Origin of the sequence: Corynebacterium haematomassiliense, assembly GCF_013978595.1 — a bacterium.
Lineage (GTDB): Bacteria > Actinomycetota > Actinomycetes > Mycobacteriales > Mycobacteriaceae > Corynebacterium > Corynebacterium lehmanniae.
On the sequence record NZ_JACDTZ010000002.1, the window covers coordinates 287,764 to 304,163 of the forward strand.

A 16,400-nucleotide genomic window follows, 5' to 3' on the forward strand; every position below is an offset into this window, starting at 1 on the left:
GTTCCCTCCCCGCACCGGCCCACTACTATGAACCCCATGCAACGCGTGCTTTCCGGAATCCAGCCCACCGCCGACTCCTACCACCTGGGTAATTACCTCGGTGCGCTGAAGCAGTGGATCGACTTGCAGGACGGCTACGACGCCTTCTACTTCATCCCGGACCTGCACGCCATCACCGTGGACCAGGACCCCGAGGAGCTGCGCCACCGCACCCTCGCCGGCTGCGCCCAGCTGATCGCACTCGGCATCGACCCGGAGCGCTCGACCCTGTTCGTGCAGTCGCACGTGCCCGAGCACGCCGAGCTGACCTGGGTGCTGCAGTGCCTGACCGGCTTCGGCGAGGCCAGCCGCATGACGCAGTTCAAGGACAAGTCCGCCAAGCAGGGCCAGGACCGCACCTCCGTGGGCCTGTTCACCTACCCGGTGCTCATGGCCGCGGACATCCTCCTGTACTCCCCGCAGCTCGTGCCGGTGGGCGAGGACCAGCGCCAGCACCTGGAGCTGACCCGCACGCTGGCGGAGCGCTTCAATTCCCGCTACGGCAAGACCTTCACCGTGCCGGAGGGCATGATCGTCGAGGGCGCGGCGAAGATCTACGACCTGCAGGACCCCACCTCCAAGATGTCCAAGTCGGGCGCGAACCCGAAGGGCATTGTCAACCTGCTCGACGAGCCGAAGACCTCCGCAAAGCGCATCCGCTCCGCCGTCACCGACAACGACGGCGTGATCGCTTTCGACAAGGAGAACAAGCCGGGCGTGTCCAACCTGCTGGTCATCCAGTCCGCGCTGACCGGCAAGCCGATCGACGACATCGTCGCAGGCTACGAGGGTCAGGGCTACGGTGCGCTCAAGGTCGACACCGCAGAAGCACTCGAAAGCTTTACGACGCCACTGCGCGCACGTTTCGACGAACTCATGTCCGACCGCGCAGAACTCGAATCCATCTTGGCCCGCGGCGCCGAGCGAGCCCGCGAGGTCGCGGCCCCGCTGCTGGCGGACGTGTACGACAAGGTCGGCTTCCTCGCCCCGAAGCGTTAGGCCCGCACCTCGCGTCACCGTCGCACAGCCTCCTCTACGATGTGTTTGGTAAATGACACATAGTTGAAGGGACGTCGATGGCTACCTCGACCGCGCCGCGCAAGGCGTACACCGACGAACACGGCATTGAGCGCGCCTCGAAGCAGCAGCAGGGCGGCTTTGAGGCGAAGGTGGAGAAGAAGTCTCCCGCCGCCGGCCACGTGCTGCGCATGAATGAGCGTTTCGGCTCGCAAGGCGGAAACCAGATGGCCGCCGGCATCACCTACTTCTCGGTGCTGGCGCTGTTCCCGCTGCTGATGCTGGTCTTCGCAGGACTCGGCTTCTTCCTCAACGCCCGCCCGGATCTGATGGACGACATCCAAAACCAAATCACCAATTCCCTGGACGGGGACTTGGGCGACATGGTCAACGAGCTGGTCGAGACCGCCATCGACCAGCGCGGCGCCGTGGCCGGCATCGGTTTGCTCACCACCCTGTGGTCCGGCCTGGGCTGGATGAACAACCTGCGCGTCGGCGTGTCCGCGATGTGGAAGGTGGACGCGAATGAGGGCGGCAACTTCGTGACCAAGAAGCTCGCGGACCTGGTCGGCTTGATCGTGCTGATCGTGCTGTTCCTGGTCGCCACGTCGGTGACCGCGGTGGGCCTGTCCAGCTGGACCAGCACCGCCATGGACCGCCTGGGCATCGGCGACTTCCCGGGTTCCCGCGCGGTGGTGTGGCTCGTCGGCTTCCTGGTCAGCGTGCTGGCCAGCTTCCTGGTCATGCTGTGGGTGAACATGTACATGCCTCGCACGAAGGTGCCGGCGAAGTCCGGTTTGAAGGGCGCGCTGCTCGGCGCGGTCATCTTCGCCATCCTGCAGCAGTTCGCCGGCCTGGTCATTTCTTCGGCCACCGGTAGCCCGGCGGGTGCGATCTTCGGCCCGATCATCACGCTGATGGTCATGCTGTACTTGGTCTGGCGCGTGGTGCTCTACGTCGCGGCGTGGACCGCCACCACCGAGGAGTCCCTCGCGTTGGCCCCGGCTGAGGTGCCGGAGCCGGCCGTGATCAACGTCCGCGCGGGCGCGGTCCGCGGCAGGGAGGAGTCCAAGCCGTCCGGCAAGGCGCTGGGGGTTGGCGCGGCGCTGGGCGCTATCGGCGTCGGCGTGGTTTCTCTCCTGTCCCGAGACTAAACGCGGTGGCCAGCGCGGCGAGCGCGAGTACGGCCACCACAATCACATAGGACCACCAGCGGTTCCAGGTCGTCTCCTCCCCAGCTTGCTCAGGCGCAGGCGCGGGGGTGGGGGCGGCCGTTGTCGTTTCTGGGGTCTCCGCAGCGAGGGGCTCAAGCTTTGCGACGGAGCTTCGCACCCCATACGCCTCGTGCAAAAGCATCTGTGCCTGCTCCCAGGGGCGGTGGTCGTAGGCCGTGGTGTCCAGCACAACCGCCACGAGGCGGCGGCCTTCGTGGTTCACGGCGCCGACGAACGTGTGGTTCGCGTCGTCGGTGTAGCCGGTCTTGCCTCCGATGCCGTCCGGGTCGTTGAGGTAGAGCTGGTTGTCGTTCCACAGCTCGAACGCCGGCAGGTCGTCGAAGCCGGGGAAGGTGGTGTGCTCCGTGTCCACGATGCGGGTGAAGGTGGGGTCGGCGAACGCCGCGGTGTAGGCCAGGCCCATGTCCCAGGCGGAGGTGGACATGCCAGCGCCGTCTAGGCCGGAATACGACGTCGCGCGGGTGTCCGACATGCCGAGCTTCTTGGCCAGCGCATTGACCTTGCCCAGCGCCAGCTCGTCGCCGCCGAGGGCCTGGGCGAGCGCGTGTGCGCAGTCGTTGCCCGAGGACAGCAGCAGGCCGGTGAGCAGGTCTTCGACGGTGTAGTCGCCGCCCTCGCCGATGCCGGCGGCGGAGCCTTCCTGGCCAGCGGATTCCGCGGAGACCGGGACCTTCTGGTCCAGCGGCAGCTCGTCGATCACGGTCAGCGCGAGCAGCACCTTGATGATGGAGGCGGGCCGGTAGCGCCCGTGCGGGTCCTTCATCGCCACCACGTCGCCGGAATCTAGGTCGGCCACCAGCCAGGAGGAGGCGACCACGCCGTCGGGGACCTGGTAGCCGTCGGCTGCGGTTATGCCGCAGGGGCCGTCGAAAAGCACGGGCAGCGGGGAAGGGGAGGACGCGGCGCGCTCGGAGGTGGACACCGGCTCCGGCGGCCACGTGGCCTGCGGGCAGTTGTCGGTGTCGGGGGCGCGGCCGCGGCTGGGCGGGACCCAGTTGCCGCCCTCGTCGTAGTAGCCGACGGTCGGGCCGGCCGAGGAGGTGGCTTCGGTCGGGGTTTCGGCGTCTTGGGCGTGAGCTGCCGTCGCAAAGCAAAAGCTCAATGCTGTGGCAGCTGCGAGCGCACGCTTCATCTAGGAATCCTTCTGGTCGTAGCGGGCCGCGAGCCGCTCGATGAGCTCGTCGGTGAGGGCCTCGTCTGAGAGAATGATATCCAGCATGTCGGCGTGCATCGCCTCCGTCTCGGCCGGGTCCGGCTCCTCCGCGGCCTCGTCCTCGTAGGAATCGCCGGCCAAATCCACGCCGATGCTGTCGAAGAGGCTCTCGTCCTCTGCAGCTTCGTTGGCGCCCACGGCCTCCGCCAGCACCTCAGCGTCGATGGCGGGGAACTGGGTAGTGAACTCGGTGAGGAAATCGTCCGCGTCGCTGACCGCCTCCGCCGGGCGCTTGCCCTTGCGGATCTCCGCCTCGATGCGCCGCTGCAGCGCCTTCTCCATCTGCCGGTGGCGCCAAGAGCGCACACGGGTGGGCTCAAGCTCGCGGGCCACCGCGCGCGACTTGTTCTCCGCCTTCTTGGCCAGGTGCGCGACTTGCGTGGCCGTCATGTTCACCGTGGCGTTCACGGGCGCGAACTCGGAGTCGGTGGAAACGCGCCAGTTGCCCCAGTAGCCGGCGAGGAACAACGCGAAGCTGACCACGGGGCCGATGACCATGCCGAGCGCGAGGAAGCCGGTGGCGTTGCTCACCAACATGATCACTGCGCACGCCACCGCTGGGATGACGGTGGGTTGGTTGCCGCCGAACACGCTGGGTTCGCGGCCCGTGACTACGTCGCGGATCATGCCGCCGCCGGTGGCGGTGAACACGCCCATCATGATCGTGGGCAAAACCGGCAGGCCGTACTGGATGGCCTTGGAGGCGCCGGTGGCCGCCCACAGGGAGGACACCAGCGCGTCGCCGTGGGACTGCAAAAGCTCCCACGCTTTGCCCTTGAAGTAGGTGAACCGGGCGATCAGCGCGCCGGTGAACGCCAGGATGAGGTACTCCGGCTGGCTCATCGCAGCGACGGTGCCCTGGTTGATCAGCACGTCGCGCAACATGCCGCCGCCGAGGGCGGAGAGCATGGCGATGAAAAAGAAGCCCACGATGTCGTAGCCGAGCTGGCGGGCCAGGGTGCCGCCGATGATGCCCATCAGTAGCACGCCGGAGACGTCCATCCAGTGATAGATGGAGCTGATGAGGGGGTCGACCTGGTCCACTGCCATAGCTGGAAATTGTAAAGGTGGCACGTTTCGCCGGCATGTCGGGATGCCCAGGGGCAACGGCGAAGCGGTTTAGAACTTGGAGAAACGCTTGATCAGCTGGTTTTCCATTTCGGTCCACGCCTCCGCCTTGTCGGTGAACGGCGCGGACGGCACGTAGCCCGCGGCGCGGGTGGAGCCGAGCATGTACGCCAGGTAGTCCTGCATGCGCGGGTTGGCCAAAAGCAGGGAGTTCAGCGAGTCGTCCTGCGCCCAGTCCGCGGCATCCGCGAGCAGCTCGTAAGCCTTGGACATCTGTGCGGTGTCCACCGCGTCGGTGCCCTTGTTGATGTCGGCTGCGATGCCGTTGAAGGAGTAGGAGTTGTCCGGGTGGACCTCCACCTTCAGCTCGCCGGCGTTGGCGGTGTCGATGAGGTCCTGCCAGGTGGACACGCCAGCCAGGTCGTGGTCGTCGTTTTCCAGGATCCAGCGGCCCAGGTGCTTGGTGGACGGGAAGGTGATGATCTCGCCGTACTTGCCCAAGAACACCGGGGCGCCGCGCAGGTAGGTGCGCAGCGTGTACACGCTCTGGCCCTGGATGGAGATCTTCACCGGGTCGATGCCGGCGCGGCCCCACGCGGAGGAGTCGTACGGGTCTTCCGCGGCAGCGCGGGCCTCCTCGTCCGCGCGCGCCTGCTCGGCGGCAGCGGCGCGGGCTTCGGTGGCGGCGGCAATAGCGGTGCCGGCGGCTGCGACGCGCTGGGCATCGAGCTCCTGCGTATCGACGACACGGACAGACTCATCCAACGACTTGACCACATTCTCCCAGTTCGCCAGCACAACACGGCCGACGCCGGACCACTCGGACAGGCCGTTTTCGCCTGCGTAGTGGTCGGAGCCGCGGCTGACGTTGCCCAGGATGGAGTGGGAGGCGAAGAAAATCTGCGCCTGCTCCGCGGAGGCGACGTCCGCCAGGGAGCGGGAGATCTGGAACACGCGCGACAGGCGCGAGACGTTTTCGTGGCTCGGGCGGCCGGCCAGGAACTCGGGTGCGCCGATGATGTCGAAGTACTGCTTGTCGTTGGGCACCACGCGGTCGTCGCCCTGGGCCTGGAACTCCTGCCACTTTGGGTGGTCCGCCAGGTCGTGGGCGTTGGTCGTTTCCAGGTAGGCCAGGAGCTCCTCGGGGGAGTGGAAGGCCAGCACGGCTTGGTCGTCGCCGAGGAAGGCCTGCCACTCGCTGCCCTTTTCTTTCCAGGTCGGTGCCCACAGGGTGTAAAAGTCGCCCTCGGTGAGGGAGATCTTGACGGGGAGAATCGCGCGCGTAGTCATGCGGGAAACTTTAGCCGGTCGGCCTCCAGAATCCGCGGAAGGTCATGCCCAGATTTTCTGTGCGCACCGGGTTCAGCTGCACGGGGCTGCCCGCCTCGATCATCATCCCGTCTCCCGCGTACATGGCGGCGTGGCCGGACCACAGCACCAGATCCCCCGGCTGCAGCTCCTCGTACGAGACCTGCCGGCCCACGGTTTGGTCCGCGGCGACGCGCGGGATGTCCAGCCCCGCCTGCTTGTACGCCCAGGAGGTTAGGCCGGAGCAGTCGAACCCGCCGGGTGCGGCCCCGCCCCACACGTACGGTGTGCCGATCTGGCTTTTCGCGGCTTCGACGGCGGCTGCGCCGACAGCGGATCCCGACTCTTGCGCCGGAGCAGGTTCCGGCGGCGGGGCGGCCGCTGCGGCAGGTTCCGGCGGTGGTGGCGGGGCGACGGCGGAGGCTGGCTTCACCTCCGGCGGCGCGGGCTGTGCAGCCGCCTTGGCCGGAGGCGCAACCAGGGAGGCCAGACGCTGCAGTTCCCCTCGCGCCTTCTCGGTTACAGGGCCGGGGCCGGGCATGATTCGGTTTTGAGCCGCAGCGGTCGCGGAGGAGAGCGTTTCCGCAACTTGCCGGAGGTCCTTCTCCAATGCGTTGAGCACCCGCAGTGCGTCCCTGATGGCGTCGGCGATGAGCCCGGCCACGTACGCGGCGGCGCCGAGCAGGCTCGCCGGTGAGATCGCAATGGCGGGCGTCGCAGCGGCTTTGCGGATGAGCTCCGCGCCGATGGTGGCTAACTCAAAGGCCGCGGTGCCGATCAGCACGCCTCCGCGCACGACGCCGTCGCTGATCGTTGCGCGGTAGTCCGCCAGGTCCGCCGCAGCACCCGTCCGGGAAGCGCCGGAGGCGTTCGCCACCGCAGCCAGCGGGTCGAAGTCCGTGAAATCCGGCATACGAAACCCCGGCAGCGTCGGCATGTCGAAGGGCAGCAGTTTCGCCAGCATGCTGGCTGTGCCGTGCACATCCAGGCCAGCACTGGTTAAGGGGCCAGCGAAATCGAGTTTCAGAGAGCTCATAGCGTGGCCCCCAGCTTCTGGCAGGTGCAGGCGTCAACGGCCGCGGCGGCGTCGACCGCCAGGTCCATCGCCTCGGCGATGCGGTGGGCCTCGGCGCGCAGTGCCTCTGCATCAGTGTTGGCTTTGGCGATGGACTCGCTCACCGCGGCACTGAATTCGCCGAGGGGCCAGGTGGCGGGCACAGAAACGTCGTGAAGCAATTGCAAACGTGCTGCGTCGTCGCGCAGCGACTCGGTCATGGCGGATACGGCAGCGGAATCAATGTGGAAAACAGTCATGGCCATTGGACGCGAAAAACACCGCCCCGGTTCCCTCGGGGCGCAAAAAATCTCCGCGCCCCGCGGAGTGAACTAGCATGAGCCGCATGGATATCACGGTTGTCAACCACCCCCTTGCCGCGTCCCGCCTGACCATCATGCGCGACAAGCGCTCCAACAACGCGGCGTTCCGTGCGGCGCTGGCGGACCTGGGCGCGATGCTCATCTACGAAGCGGCGCGCGGCCTCGAGGTGGAGGAGTTCGACACCGAAACCCCCGTCGCCACCGCCCGCGGCGCGCGTCTTGCCACCCCGCCGATCATCGTGCCGATCATCCGCGCGGGCCTGGGCATGGTCGACCCGGCGCTGTCGATGATCCCGGACGCGCAGGTGGGCTTCATCGGGCTTGCGCGCGACGAAACTACCCACGAGCCGGTGCCCTACCTGGAGGCCCTGCCGCAGGACCTGTCGGGCCAGCCCGTGTTCCTGGTGGATCCGATGCTGGCCACCGGCGGCTCGTTGCTGCACGCCATTGACCTGCTGGTTGAGCGCGGCGCGGACGACATCACGTGCATTTGCATGGTTTCTGCGCAGCCGGGCGTAGACAGGCTGGAGGCCCACGGCGGACCGGTGCGCCTGGTCACCGCCACCATCGACCCGTCGCTCAACGAGGACGCCTACATCGTCCCTGGTCTGGGCGACGCGGGCGATCGTCTCTACGGCCCGCGCAACATCGAGCTTTAAGCTTGTCGACGTTCCTCCGGTAGCGCCGCCGTCAATCCCGCGCTACATTGCGTGGCGTAACTGGTTGACCGCTTTGGGGAGCGCCGACGTAAACGGGGGAAAGACCATGGGGGAAGTACTGCCGCAATCGCACTGGGCGAGCTACGCACTCGGGCTGGGGGAGCGCGTGCGCGCCATCCGGCTCATGCGGGGGCTGAGCCAAACGCGCCTGGCGGAGCTGGCGGGCGTGTCGCGCTCGCTGATCTCGAATCTGGAGCGCAACGACTACAACTCCAAGGTGGCCGACCCCACCTTGAGCACGTGCTACCGGCTCGCCTCCGCGCTGCAGGTGCCGCCGGCGGCGCTGCTGCCCGGCGCGGCGGAAAACGTCGAGGGCTGTTTCCTGATGTCTGAGGCGCCTGGGATGGATGCCCCGGCGCCGATCCGGTTCCAGTGGCCGCGCAGCGCGCAGGACACCGCCCGGTTCCACGACACGTACCTGCGCCGCGGCGCGCCGCAGGGTACGCCGGCGTTCTAGCGGCCCGTGGCGGCTTCGACGTCCGCTTCGTTTACGCCTTCGTCGGCCATCTCCGTGCGGGTCTCCTGGGAGTAGTCGGTCTCATGTGAGCCACCGTAACAACACCTTCCGCACCGCTTTGTCTACTTTGCGGCAGGTGCGCGTACACTCTTGTCAGCAAAACCCGATAACCGAAGATGACAAAAAAAGGGGAGCGCACGTGGATAACGCCGGTATCGCCGCTGCGGTGGATCGCTGGTTCAGCGAAAACCAGGAACGCGTGATCGGCTGGCGCCGCCACATCCACTCCCACCCGGAGCTGTCCAACGAGGAGGTCTCCACCACCGATTTTCTGGCGGAGACGCTGGAGAGCTACGGCCTGCACCCGGTGCGCTTCCCGGGCACTGGCCTGTACGTGGACCTCGGTCCAGCAGAGGGCAAGCGCCTGGCGTTCCGGGCGGACATCGACGCGCTGCGGGTTCCGGAGCAGACGGGCTTGAGTTTCGCATCGGCCAACCCGGGCGTGTCCCACTCCTGCGGCCACGATATCCACACCAGCGTCGCCTTGGCGCTCGCCTGCGCGCTGTCCACGGTGGAGTTGGAGCATCCGGTGCGCATCATCTTCCAGCCCGCGGAGGAGGTCATGGGCGGCGGCGCCCTGGACGTGATCAAGTGGGGCGGGCTCGAGGGTGTTGCCGCGATTTACGCTGTGCACGCTGAGCCGCACATTAAGGTCGGCGAGATCGGTGTGCGCACCGGTGCGATCACCTCGGCGTCCGACGTAATCCGCATCGAGGTTCACGGCCCCGGCGGGCACACCTCGCGCCCGCAACTGACTGCGGACGTGGTCTACGCCATGGGTGCGCTGATTACCCAACTGCCGGGGCTGTTGTCGCGCCGGGTGGATCCGCGCACGGGAACGGTGCTGGTGTTCGGGCATGCGGAGGCGGGCGACGCCGCCAACGCGATTCCGAAGCGGGGCCTCATCGAGGGCACGTTGCGCACCGCGGACATCACCACCTGGCGCGAGATCGAGGACCTGCTCACAGACCTCATCGATCTGGTTGTCGCGCCGACGGGCTGCACCTACCACCTGGACTACATCCGCGGGGTGCCGCCTGTGCTTAACGACGATGCCGCGACAGCGCTGGCCGTCGAGGCAGCGCGCGCGGTGGACCCGCAGTCGGTGGTGTCCGCCCCGCAATCCAGCGGCGGGGAAGACTTCTCCTGGTACCTCGAGCACGTGCCTGGTGCAATGATGCGCCTTGGCGCCTGGAGTGGGGAAGGTGATTACCAGGATCTGCACCAGGGCAATTTGAACGTGGACGAGCGCGCGCTCGGCGTCGGCGTTCGCCTGTTCGGCTCCATCGTGGAGGAGTACTTCCGCCCGGGCGAAGAATAGAAGTTCTCTGGGTAGACTGTCTCCCAGTTTGGTTCCCTGTCACCCGACCCATGAGGAGTGCTGTTTTGTCCAAGAAGATCGTCATCATCGGTGGAGGCCCGGGCGGCTACGAGGCTGCGCTGATGGCGTCCAAGTACGGTGCGGACATCACCATCGTCGAGGACAGCGGCGCGGGCGGCTCAGCGATCCGGAAGGACGTTGTGCCGTCGAAAAGCTTCATTGCGGGCGCGAACATTAAGAACGACCTGCGCCGCGCGGACGACATGGGACTGAGCCACGCGCTAGGGGATTCGAAGCTGTCGCTGCTGGCGCTCAATGAGCGCGTGAAGTCGCTCGCCGGCAAGCAGTCGGACGACATTCGCGCGCAGCTTGAGCAGGGCGGCGTGCGCTTCATCGAGGGCCGTGCCCGCTTTGCGGACGAGCAGAAGGGCCACACCACCCACAACATCGAGGTCGAGGCCGCGGACGGGTCGACGGAGACCATCACCTGCAACATGGTGCTCGTGTGCGTCGGCGCGAGCCCGCGCGTGCTCAAGGGCGCGGAGCCGGACGGCGAGCGCATCCTCAACTGGCGCCAGATGTACGACCTGAAGGACCTGCCCACCCACCTGATCGTGGTCGGCTCCGGCGTCACCGGCGCGGAGTTCGTCTCCGCGTTCGCCGAGCTCGGCGTGAAGGTGACCATGGTGGCCTCGCGCGACCGCATTCTGCCTCACGACGACGCCGACGCCGCCGATGTGCTCGAGGACGTGCTGGCGGACCGCGGCGTGCAGCTGGAAAAGGACGCCCGCGTGGAGCGCGTGGAAAACACCGGCGACGGCGTGGTCGTGCACACCACCGACGGCCGCGCCATCGAGGGCTCGCACGTGATGATGTCCATCGGCTCTATCCCGAACACCGCCGAGCTCAACCTGGAGGCCGCTGGCGTGGAAGTCACCCCGTCCGGCCACATCCACGTCGACCGCGTCTCCCGCACCAACGTTGCCGGCATCTACGCCGCCGGCGACTGCACGGACCTGATGCCGCTGGCGTCCGTGGCCGCGCAGCAGGGCCGCATCGCCGTGGACCACGCGCTCGGCGAAGGTGTCACTCCGATCCGCCTGAAGACCGTGGGTAACGCCGTGTTTACCCGCCCCGAGATCGCCGCGGTGGGCGTGACGGAGCAGCAGATCCGCGACGGCGAGGTCGACGCCGACATCTACAAGCTGCCGCTGGCGACCAACCCGCGCGCGAAGATGCGCTCGCTGCAGTACGGCTTTGTCAAGATCTTCGCCCGCAAGGGCTCCGGCCAGGTGCTCGGCGGCGTGATCGTCGCGCCGACCGCCTCCGAGCTGATCCTGTCGCTGACCATCGCCGTGGCCAACAACCTCACCGTGCGCCAGCTCGCCGGCTCCATGGCGGTCTACCCGTCGCTGTCCGGCTCCATCACCGAGGCCGCGCGCCGCCTGGTCACCAAGACCGATCTGGACTAGTACTCCGGGAACGCCCGCTGCGGACACTCCGTCCGCGGGCAGGTGGCACACCCGGGCCCGATCGGGGTGGCGGACGCCGGGTCCACGTCCAGGCCGTCGGCGTAGACCAGCTCGTGGGCGTGCACCGCGTCGCAGCCCAGCGCCACCGCGTGTTCGCGCCTGGGCAGGCCGAACCCGACCGCCGGACCCTGCACCATCCGCGCCACCCACAGCTGCGTGCGACCGTCCGGGGTGGTGGAGACCTGCCTGGTCACCCGGTTCGGCGTTTCAAAGGCGCGGTGCACCACCCACAGCGGGCACGTCGCGCCCGAGCGCGGGAAGTGGAACCCCGCCGTGACCTGGCGCTTGGACACGTTGCCGGCGCGGTCGGTGCGGATGAACACGAACGGCACCGCCTTCGCGCCGGGCCGCTGCAGGGTGCCCAAGCGCTGGCAGGTGGATTCGAAGCCGGTGCCGAAGCGGGCGGAGACCACGTCGATGTCGTAGCGCGTCTCCCTCGCCGCGGAGAGTACCTCCGCGTAGGGCATGGTCACAGCGGCGGCGTAGTACTGCGCCAGGCCGTGGGTGGTGACGGTGCGGGCCGGAGGGTCGTCGATAGGCGATGTGAGCTCTTGGATCTCCCGGTCGTGCGCGAGCGTGCCGTAGTGGTAGGCGAGCTCGAAGCACTGTTGCGCTTCGGTCAGTCCAGCCCGCAGGCGGATTTCGCGGGGCTGCCTATCGACGGCACTTCGCCCCCGAACGTCCTGGTTGAAGCGCACCGGGTAGCCGAAGTCCCTATCCAGCGCCGCGGCCAGGCGCGTTAAGCGCATCTGGCGGCCGCCGAGGTGCTCCGCCAGCGACTCCGCGGCTGTGTCCAGTGTGTGGAAGTAATTGCCGTGGTCCTGGAAGAAGTTGCGCGTGGCCTCGTACGGGTTGGGGGAGCTGCCCTCCAGCCGAGCAGGGATGCCGCGCACCTTGTCCGCGATGGCCGGGTAGGCGCGGGCGAAGGCGGCGAGCTCGTGTTCGGGGGTGTCGGGGATGAGCTCCGCCAAGTCCGCGGCGGCGGCGCGCTCGGCCGCGCCGGAGAAGTACGCCGCGTCCACCCCGAAGGCGGCGGTCAGCTGCACGAGCACGCTGGCGGTCAGGGGGCGCTGGTTGTTTTCCAGCTGGTTGAGATAGCTGGGGGAGAGCTCGAGCGCCTTGGCCATCTCGGCTTGCGTGAGGCCGCGAGTGGTGCGCAGCGTGTGTATTTGTCCCCCCGCGTAGAGCTTCGCCATAGCCGCCTTTCCTCTCCAATTGCGCCGTTGTGCTGCTGACTTACAACACTTTGCAATATTGCTCGCTTTTGGACGCAAGAATACACACAAAAGACTATGACCCGCGACACATTTTCGGTCTTAGTATGAGGCACACCATCACGGTCGGTATTTGAAGGAGCCTCACGCATGATCAACCACGAAGTACGCACCCATAAGTCCGCCGAGGACTTTCCCATCGAAGAGCATCTGGCTTACAAGATCGCCAAGGTCGCAGTCGACCCGGTTGAGGTGCCGGAAGACACCCGCGAGATGATCATCAACCGCATCATCGACAACGCCTCCGTCGCCGTCGCCTCCTACAACCGCCGCCCCGTCGCCGTGGCCCGCGAAATGGCCAAGGCGCCCCCCGCCGACAACAACGGCGCGCTCGTCTTCGGCGAGGACGGCACCTACTCCGCCGAGTGGGTCGCCTTCGCCAACGGCACCGCCGTGCGCGAGCTGGACTACCACGACACCTTCCTCGCCGCCGAGTACTCCCACCCGGGCGACAGCATCCCGCCGATCCTCGCCGTCGCCCAGCACAAGGGCCTGGACGGCAAGGCCCTGATCCGCGGCATCGCCACCGGCTACGAAATCCAGGTCAACCTGGTCAAGGGCATCTGCCTCCACGAGTTCAAGATCGACCACGTGGCCCACCTCGGCCCGTCGGCAGCCGCAGGCATTGGCACCATGCTCGGCCTGGACGTGGACACCATCTACCAGGCCGTGGGCCAGGCGCTGCACACCACCACCGCCACCCGCCAGTCCCGCAAGGGCCTGATCTCCTCCTGGAAGGCCTCCGCGCCGGCATTCGCCGGCAAGATGGCCATCGAGGCCGTGGACCGCGCCATGCGCGGCGAGGGCGCGCCCGCCCCGATCTGGGAAGGCGAGGACGGGTTCATCGCCTGGATGCTGCACTCCCCGGAGCGCACCTACACCGTGCCCCTGCCAGCGGACGGCGAGGAAAAGCGCGCCATCTTGGACACCTACACCAAGGAGCACTCCGCCGAGTACCAGGCGCAGGCCCCGATCGACCTGGCCCGCCGCATGAAGCAGACCATCGCGGACGCCGGCAAGACCACCGCCGAGATCGAGTCCATCGTGCTGCACACCTCGCATCACACCCACTACGTCATCGGCACCGGCGCGAACGACCCGCAGAAGATGGACCCGGCCGCCTCCCGCGAGACGCTGGACCACTCGATCATGTACATGTTCGCAGTCGCGCTTGAAGACGGCGGCTGGCACCACGTGGACTCCTACACCCCGGAGCGGGCGAACCGCCCGGAGACCGTCGAACTGTGGCACAAGGTCTCCACCGTGGAGGACGAGGAGTGGACCCGCCGCTACCACTCAACCGACCCGGACGAGAAGGCCTTCGGCGCACGCGCCGTGATCACCTTCCAAGACGGCACCGTCATCGAGGACGAGATGGCTGTCGCGGACGCCCACCCATACGGCGCACGCCCGTTCGTCCGCGAGAACTACATTGCCAAGTTCCGGACGTTGGCCGAAGGCATCGTCGATAAGCAAGAGCAGGACCGCTTCCTCGCAGCGGTGCAGGACCTGGAAAACCTCACCGACCTGAGCGAGCTGAACATCCGCGTCAGCGACGCCACCCGCGCCGCCGCCGAAGAAATCCCGGGAGGCATCTTCTAATGTTCGCACCCGAAAAGACCCCGAACGAACGCCGCAAGGCACTGCGCGCGTCGCTTACCGACGCAACGATTACGACCCTGCCCGGCGCCTTCAACCCGCTGACGGCACGCCTCATCGAAGACATCGGCGCCTTTTCCGGCGTCTACGTCTCCGGCGCCGTGGTGGCCAACGATCTCGGCCTGCCGGACATCGGCCTGACCACCCTGTCCGAGGTGGCTAACCGCGGCGGCCAGATCGCCCGCGCCACCAACCTGCCCGTGCTCATCGACGCCGACACCGGCTTCGGCGAACCCATGTCCGCCGCCCGCACCGTCGCCGAGTTCGAGGCCGCGGGCCTGGCGGCGCTGCACCTGGAAGACCAGGTCAACCCGAAGCGCTGCGGCCACCTCGACGGCAAGGAAGTCGTGCCGCGCGATTTGATGGTGCGCCGCATCACCGCCGCGGTGCGCGAGCGCCACGACGACGACTTTGTCATCTGCGCGCGCACCGACGCCGCCGGCATCGAAGGCATCGACGAGGCCATCGAGCGCGCCAAGGCCTACGCGGACGCCGGCGCCGACCTCATCTTCACCGAGGCGCTGTACTCCGAGGCGGACTTTACCAAGTTCCGTGAGGCCGTCGATACGCCCCTGCTGGCGAACATGACCGAGTTCGGCAAAACCGAGCTGCTCAGCGCCAAGCAGCTCGAAGACCTCGGTTACAACGCCGTGATCTGGCCGGTGACCACCTTCCGCATCGCGATGGGCCAGACCGAGGCGATGCTGCGCGACATGGCCGAAACCGGCACCCAGGTGCCGTGGCTGGACAAGATGCAGCACCGCTCCCGGCTCTACGAGCTGGTCCGCTACGACGAGTACAACCAGTTCGACCAGTCCGTCTTCACCTACTCCAAGGACACCTACAGCTCCACCTTTGAGAAGTAGGCCCCACCCACCCCCAACCCCAAAAGGAGAGATCCATCATGACCGAGCAAGACATCCGCAAGGGCCTCAACGGCGTCGTCGCAGACTACACCGCCGTGTCCAAAGTGAACCCGGAGACCAACTCGCTGCTCTACCGCGGCTACCCGGTCCAGGAGCTGGCAGAGCACTGCACCTTCGAGGAAGTGGCCTACCTGCTGTGGAACGGCGAGCTGCCCAACGACGAGCAGCTGGCGGAGTTCCGCGGCGGCTGCATGGAAAACCGCGACATCGACGAGAAGCTGATCCAGGTGATCAACTTCATGCCCAAGGACTGCCACCCGATGGACGTGCTGCGCACCGCTGTGTCCTACCTGGGCGCGGAGGATGCCGAGAAATTCACCCCGGATTCCGACCACCTGCGCGGCATCGGCCGCAAGCTGTTAGCCAAGCTGCCCACCATCGTGGCCACGGACATCCGCCGCCGCCAGGGCAAGGACTACATCGCGCCGAGCAAGGAGAAGGGCTTTTCCGAGAACTTCCTCTGGATGGTCTTCGGCGACGAGGAGAACTCGCCGGCGAACATCCCGTCCGACATCGAGGCGTTTGAGAAGACGATGATCCTCTACGCGGAGCACTCGTTTAACGCCTCCACCTTCACCGCCCGCACCATCGCCTCGACCATGTCGGACGGCTGGTCCGCCATCACCGGCGGCATCGGCGCGCTCAAGGGCCCGCTGCACGGCGGCGCCAACGAGTTCGTCATGCACCACATGGAGGAAATCGGTGACCCGGCCAAGGCGGAGCAGTGGTGCCTGGACAAGCTGAAGAACAAGGAGCTTGTCATGGGCTTCGGCCACCGCGTGTACAAGAAGGGCGACTCGCGCGTGCCCACCATGGAAGCTGCATTTAAGAAGCTGGCCGCGGAGCACCCGGAAAAGGATGCCCAGAAGTGGGTGGAGATGTACGACATCATGGCCAAGACCATGTACGAAAACACCTCCATCAACATCCGCCCGAACCTGGACTTCCCGTCGGGCCCGGCGTACTACATCCTCGGCTTCGACATCGAGTTCTTTACCCCGCTGTTCGTGATGTCGCGCATCACCGGCTGGACCGCGCACATCATCGAGCAGTTTGAGAACAACTCGCTGATCCGCCCGCTGTCCGCCTACAACGGGCCGGAGGAGCGCCACATCGAGCGCTAAATCGCTTTTACCCCCGAAACGCGGGCAGTCGCTTGTCGACGGCCCGCGTTTTTCCACCCCCACGCCGTCCC

The 16,400-nt window shown here is 67.0% G+C and carries 15 protein-coding genes; 9 read left to right on the forward strand and 6 right to left on the reverse strand.

All coding sequences use genetic code 11. The annotated features are described in order from the left end of the window. Positions 1-27: 27 nt before the first annotated feature. Both trpS and H0193_RS10740 read left to right on the forward strand, forming a co-directional pair. Positions 28-1,038, forward strand: a complete 1,011-nt coding sequence (trpS, locus tag H0193_RS10735) for a tryptophan--tRNA ligase (protein WP_181889904.1) — start codon at positions 28-30, stop codon at positions 1,036-1,038. 77 nt (positions 1,039-1,115) lie between these two features. Next, complete coding sequence (locus H0193_RS10740) at positions 1,116-2,210, forward strand: YhjD/YihY/BrkB family envelope integrity protein (RefSeq protein ID WP_181889905.1); 1,095 nt, start codon at positions 1,116-1,118, stop codon at positions 2,208-2,210. Here H0193_RS10740 and H0193_RS10745 read toward each other — a convergent pair. The 5 genes from H0193_RS10745 to H0193_RS10765 all read right to left on the reverse strand — a co-directional run bounded on the left by H0193_RS10745 (position 2,170) and on the right by H0193_RS10765 (position 7,194). Then, positions 2,170-3,423: a D-alanyl-D-alanine carboxypeptidase family protein gene (locus H0193_RS10745; protein ID WP_181889906.1), complete on the reverse strand. Its 1,254-nt coding sequence runs from the start codon at positions 3,421-3,423 to the stop codon at positions 2,170-2,172. The two genes, H0193_RS10740 and H0193_RS10745, sit on opposite strands and share 41 nt — an antisense overlap. Further along, entirely contained in the window at positions 3,424-4,554 is a 1,131-nt protein-coding gene (locus H0193_RS10750) for a TRIC cation channel family protein (RefSeq protein ID WP_181889907.1), read from the reverse strand. It lies immediately after the preceding gene. 69 nt (positions 4,555-4,623) lie between these two features. Then, positions 4,624-5,862 carry a hypothetical protein gene (locus tag H0193_RS10755; RefSeq protein WP_181889908.1) on the reverse strand — a complete coding sequence of 413 codons (1,239 nt, stop codon included), beginning with the start codon at positions 5,860-5,862 and terminating at the stop codon, positions 4,624-4,626. 10 nt (positions 5,863-5,872) lie between these two features. Next, on the reverse strand, positions 5,873-6,916 hold the full coding sequence (locus tag H0193_RS10760; RefSeq protein WP_236883594.1) for a C40 family peptidase: 1,044 nt from the start codon (positions 6,914-6,916) through the stop codon (positions 5,873-5,875). Then, the gene (locus H0193_RS10765; protein WP_181889909.1) at positions 6,913-7,194 is read right to left on the reverse strand and encodes a hypothetical protein; all 282 of its coding nucleotides are present in this window, start codon (positions 7,192-7,194) and stop codon (positions 6,913-6,915) included. Before H0193_RS10765 ends, H0193_RS10760 begins: the two co-directional genes overlap by 4 nt. Positions 7,195-7,280: 86 nt before the next feature. On the opposite strand from H0193_RS10765, the gene upp reads away from it, so the two are divergent. The 4 genes from upp to H0193_RS10785 all read left to right on the forward strand — a co-directional run bounded on the left by upp (position 7,281) and on the right by H0193_RS10785 (position 11,286). Beyond that, on the forward strand, positions 7,281-7,916 hold the full coding sequence (gene upp / locus H0193_RS10770) for a uracil phosphoribosyltransferase (protein ID WP_181889910.1): 636 nt from the start codon (positions 7,281-7,283) through the stop codon (positions 7,914-7,916). Positions 7,917-8,022: 106 nt separating this feature from the next. Beyond that, positions 8,023-8,433, forward strand: a complete 411-nt coding sequence (locus H0193_RS10775; RefSeq protein WP_181889911.1) for a helix-turn-helix domain-containing protein — start codon at positions 8,023-8,025, stop codon at positions 8,431-8,433. Between the two features lie 199 nt (positions 8,434-8,632). After that, entirely contained in the window at positions 8,633-9,814 is a 1,182-nt protein-coding gene (locus tag H0193_RS10780) for an amidohydrolase (RefSeq protein WP_338026654.1), read from the forward strand. A 65-nt stretch (positions 9,815-9,879) separates the two neighbouring features. Beyond that, positions 9,880-11,286, forward strand: a complete 1,407-nt coding sequence (locus H0193_RS10785; RefSeq protein ID WP_392398609.1) for an NAD(P)H-quinone dehydrogenase — start codon at positions 9,880-9,882, stop codon at positions 11,284-11,286. Here H0193_RS10785 and H0193_RS10790 read toward each other — a convergent pair. After that, complete coding sequence (locus H0193_RS10790; RefSeq protein WP_181889914.1) at positions 11,283-12,542, reverse strand: helix-turn-helix domain-containing protein; 1,260 nt, start codon at positions 12,540-12,542, stop codon at positions 11,283-11,285. The genes H0193_RS10785 and H0193_RS10790 overlap by 4 nt on opposite strands. A 168-nt stretch (positions 12,543-12,710) precedes the next feature. Here H0193_RS10790 and prpD point away from each other — a divergent pair, with 168 nt between their 5' ends. The 3 genes from prpD to H0193_RS10805 are packed head-to-tail and all read left to right on the forward strand — an operon-like array spanning position 12,711 to position 16,329. After that, on the forward strand, positions 12,711-14,222 hold the full coding sequence (prpD, locus tag H0193_RS10795) for a 2-methylcitrate dehydratase PrpD (RefSeq protein ID WP_181889915.1): 1,512 nt from the start codon (positions 12,711-12,713) through the stop codon (positions 14,220-14,222). Continuing rightward, positions 14,222-15,145, forward strand: a complete 924-nt coding sequence (gene prpB / locus H0193_RS10800; protein ID WP_181889916.1) for a methylisocitrate lyase — start codon at positions 14,222-14,224, stop codon at positions 15,143-15,145. Before prpD ends, prpB begins: the two co-directional genes overlap by 1 nt. 38 nt (positions 15,146-15,183) lie before the next feature. Next, positions 15,184-16,329 (forward strand): bifunctional 2-methylcitrate synthase/citrate synthase, encoded by a 1,146-nt coding sequence (locus tag H0193_RS10805; protein WP_181889917.1) that lies wholly within the window; start codon positions 15,184-15,186, stop codon positions 16,327-16,329. Positions 16,330-16,400: the final 71 nt, after the last annotated feature.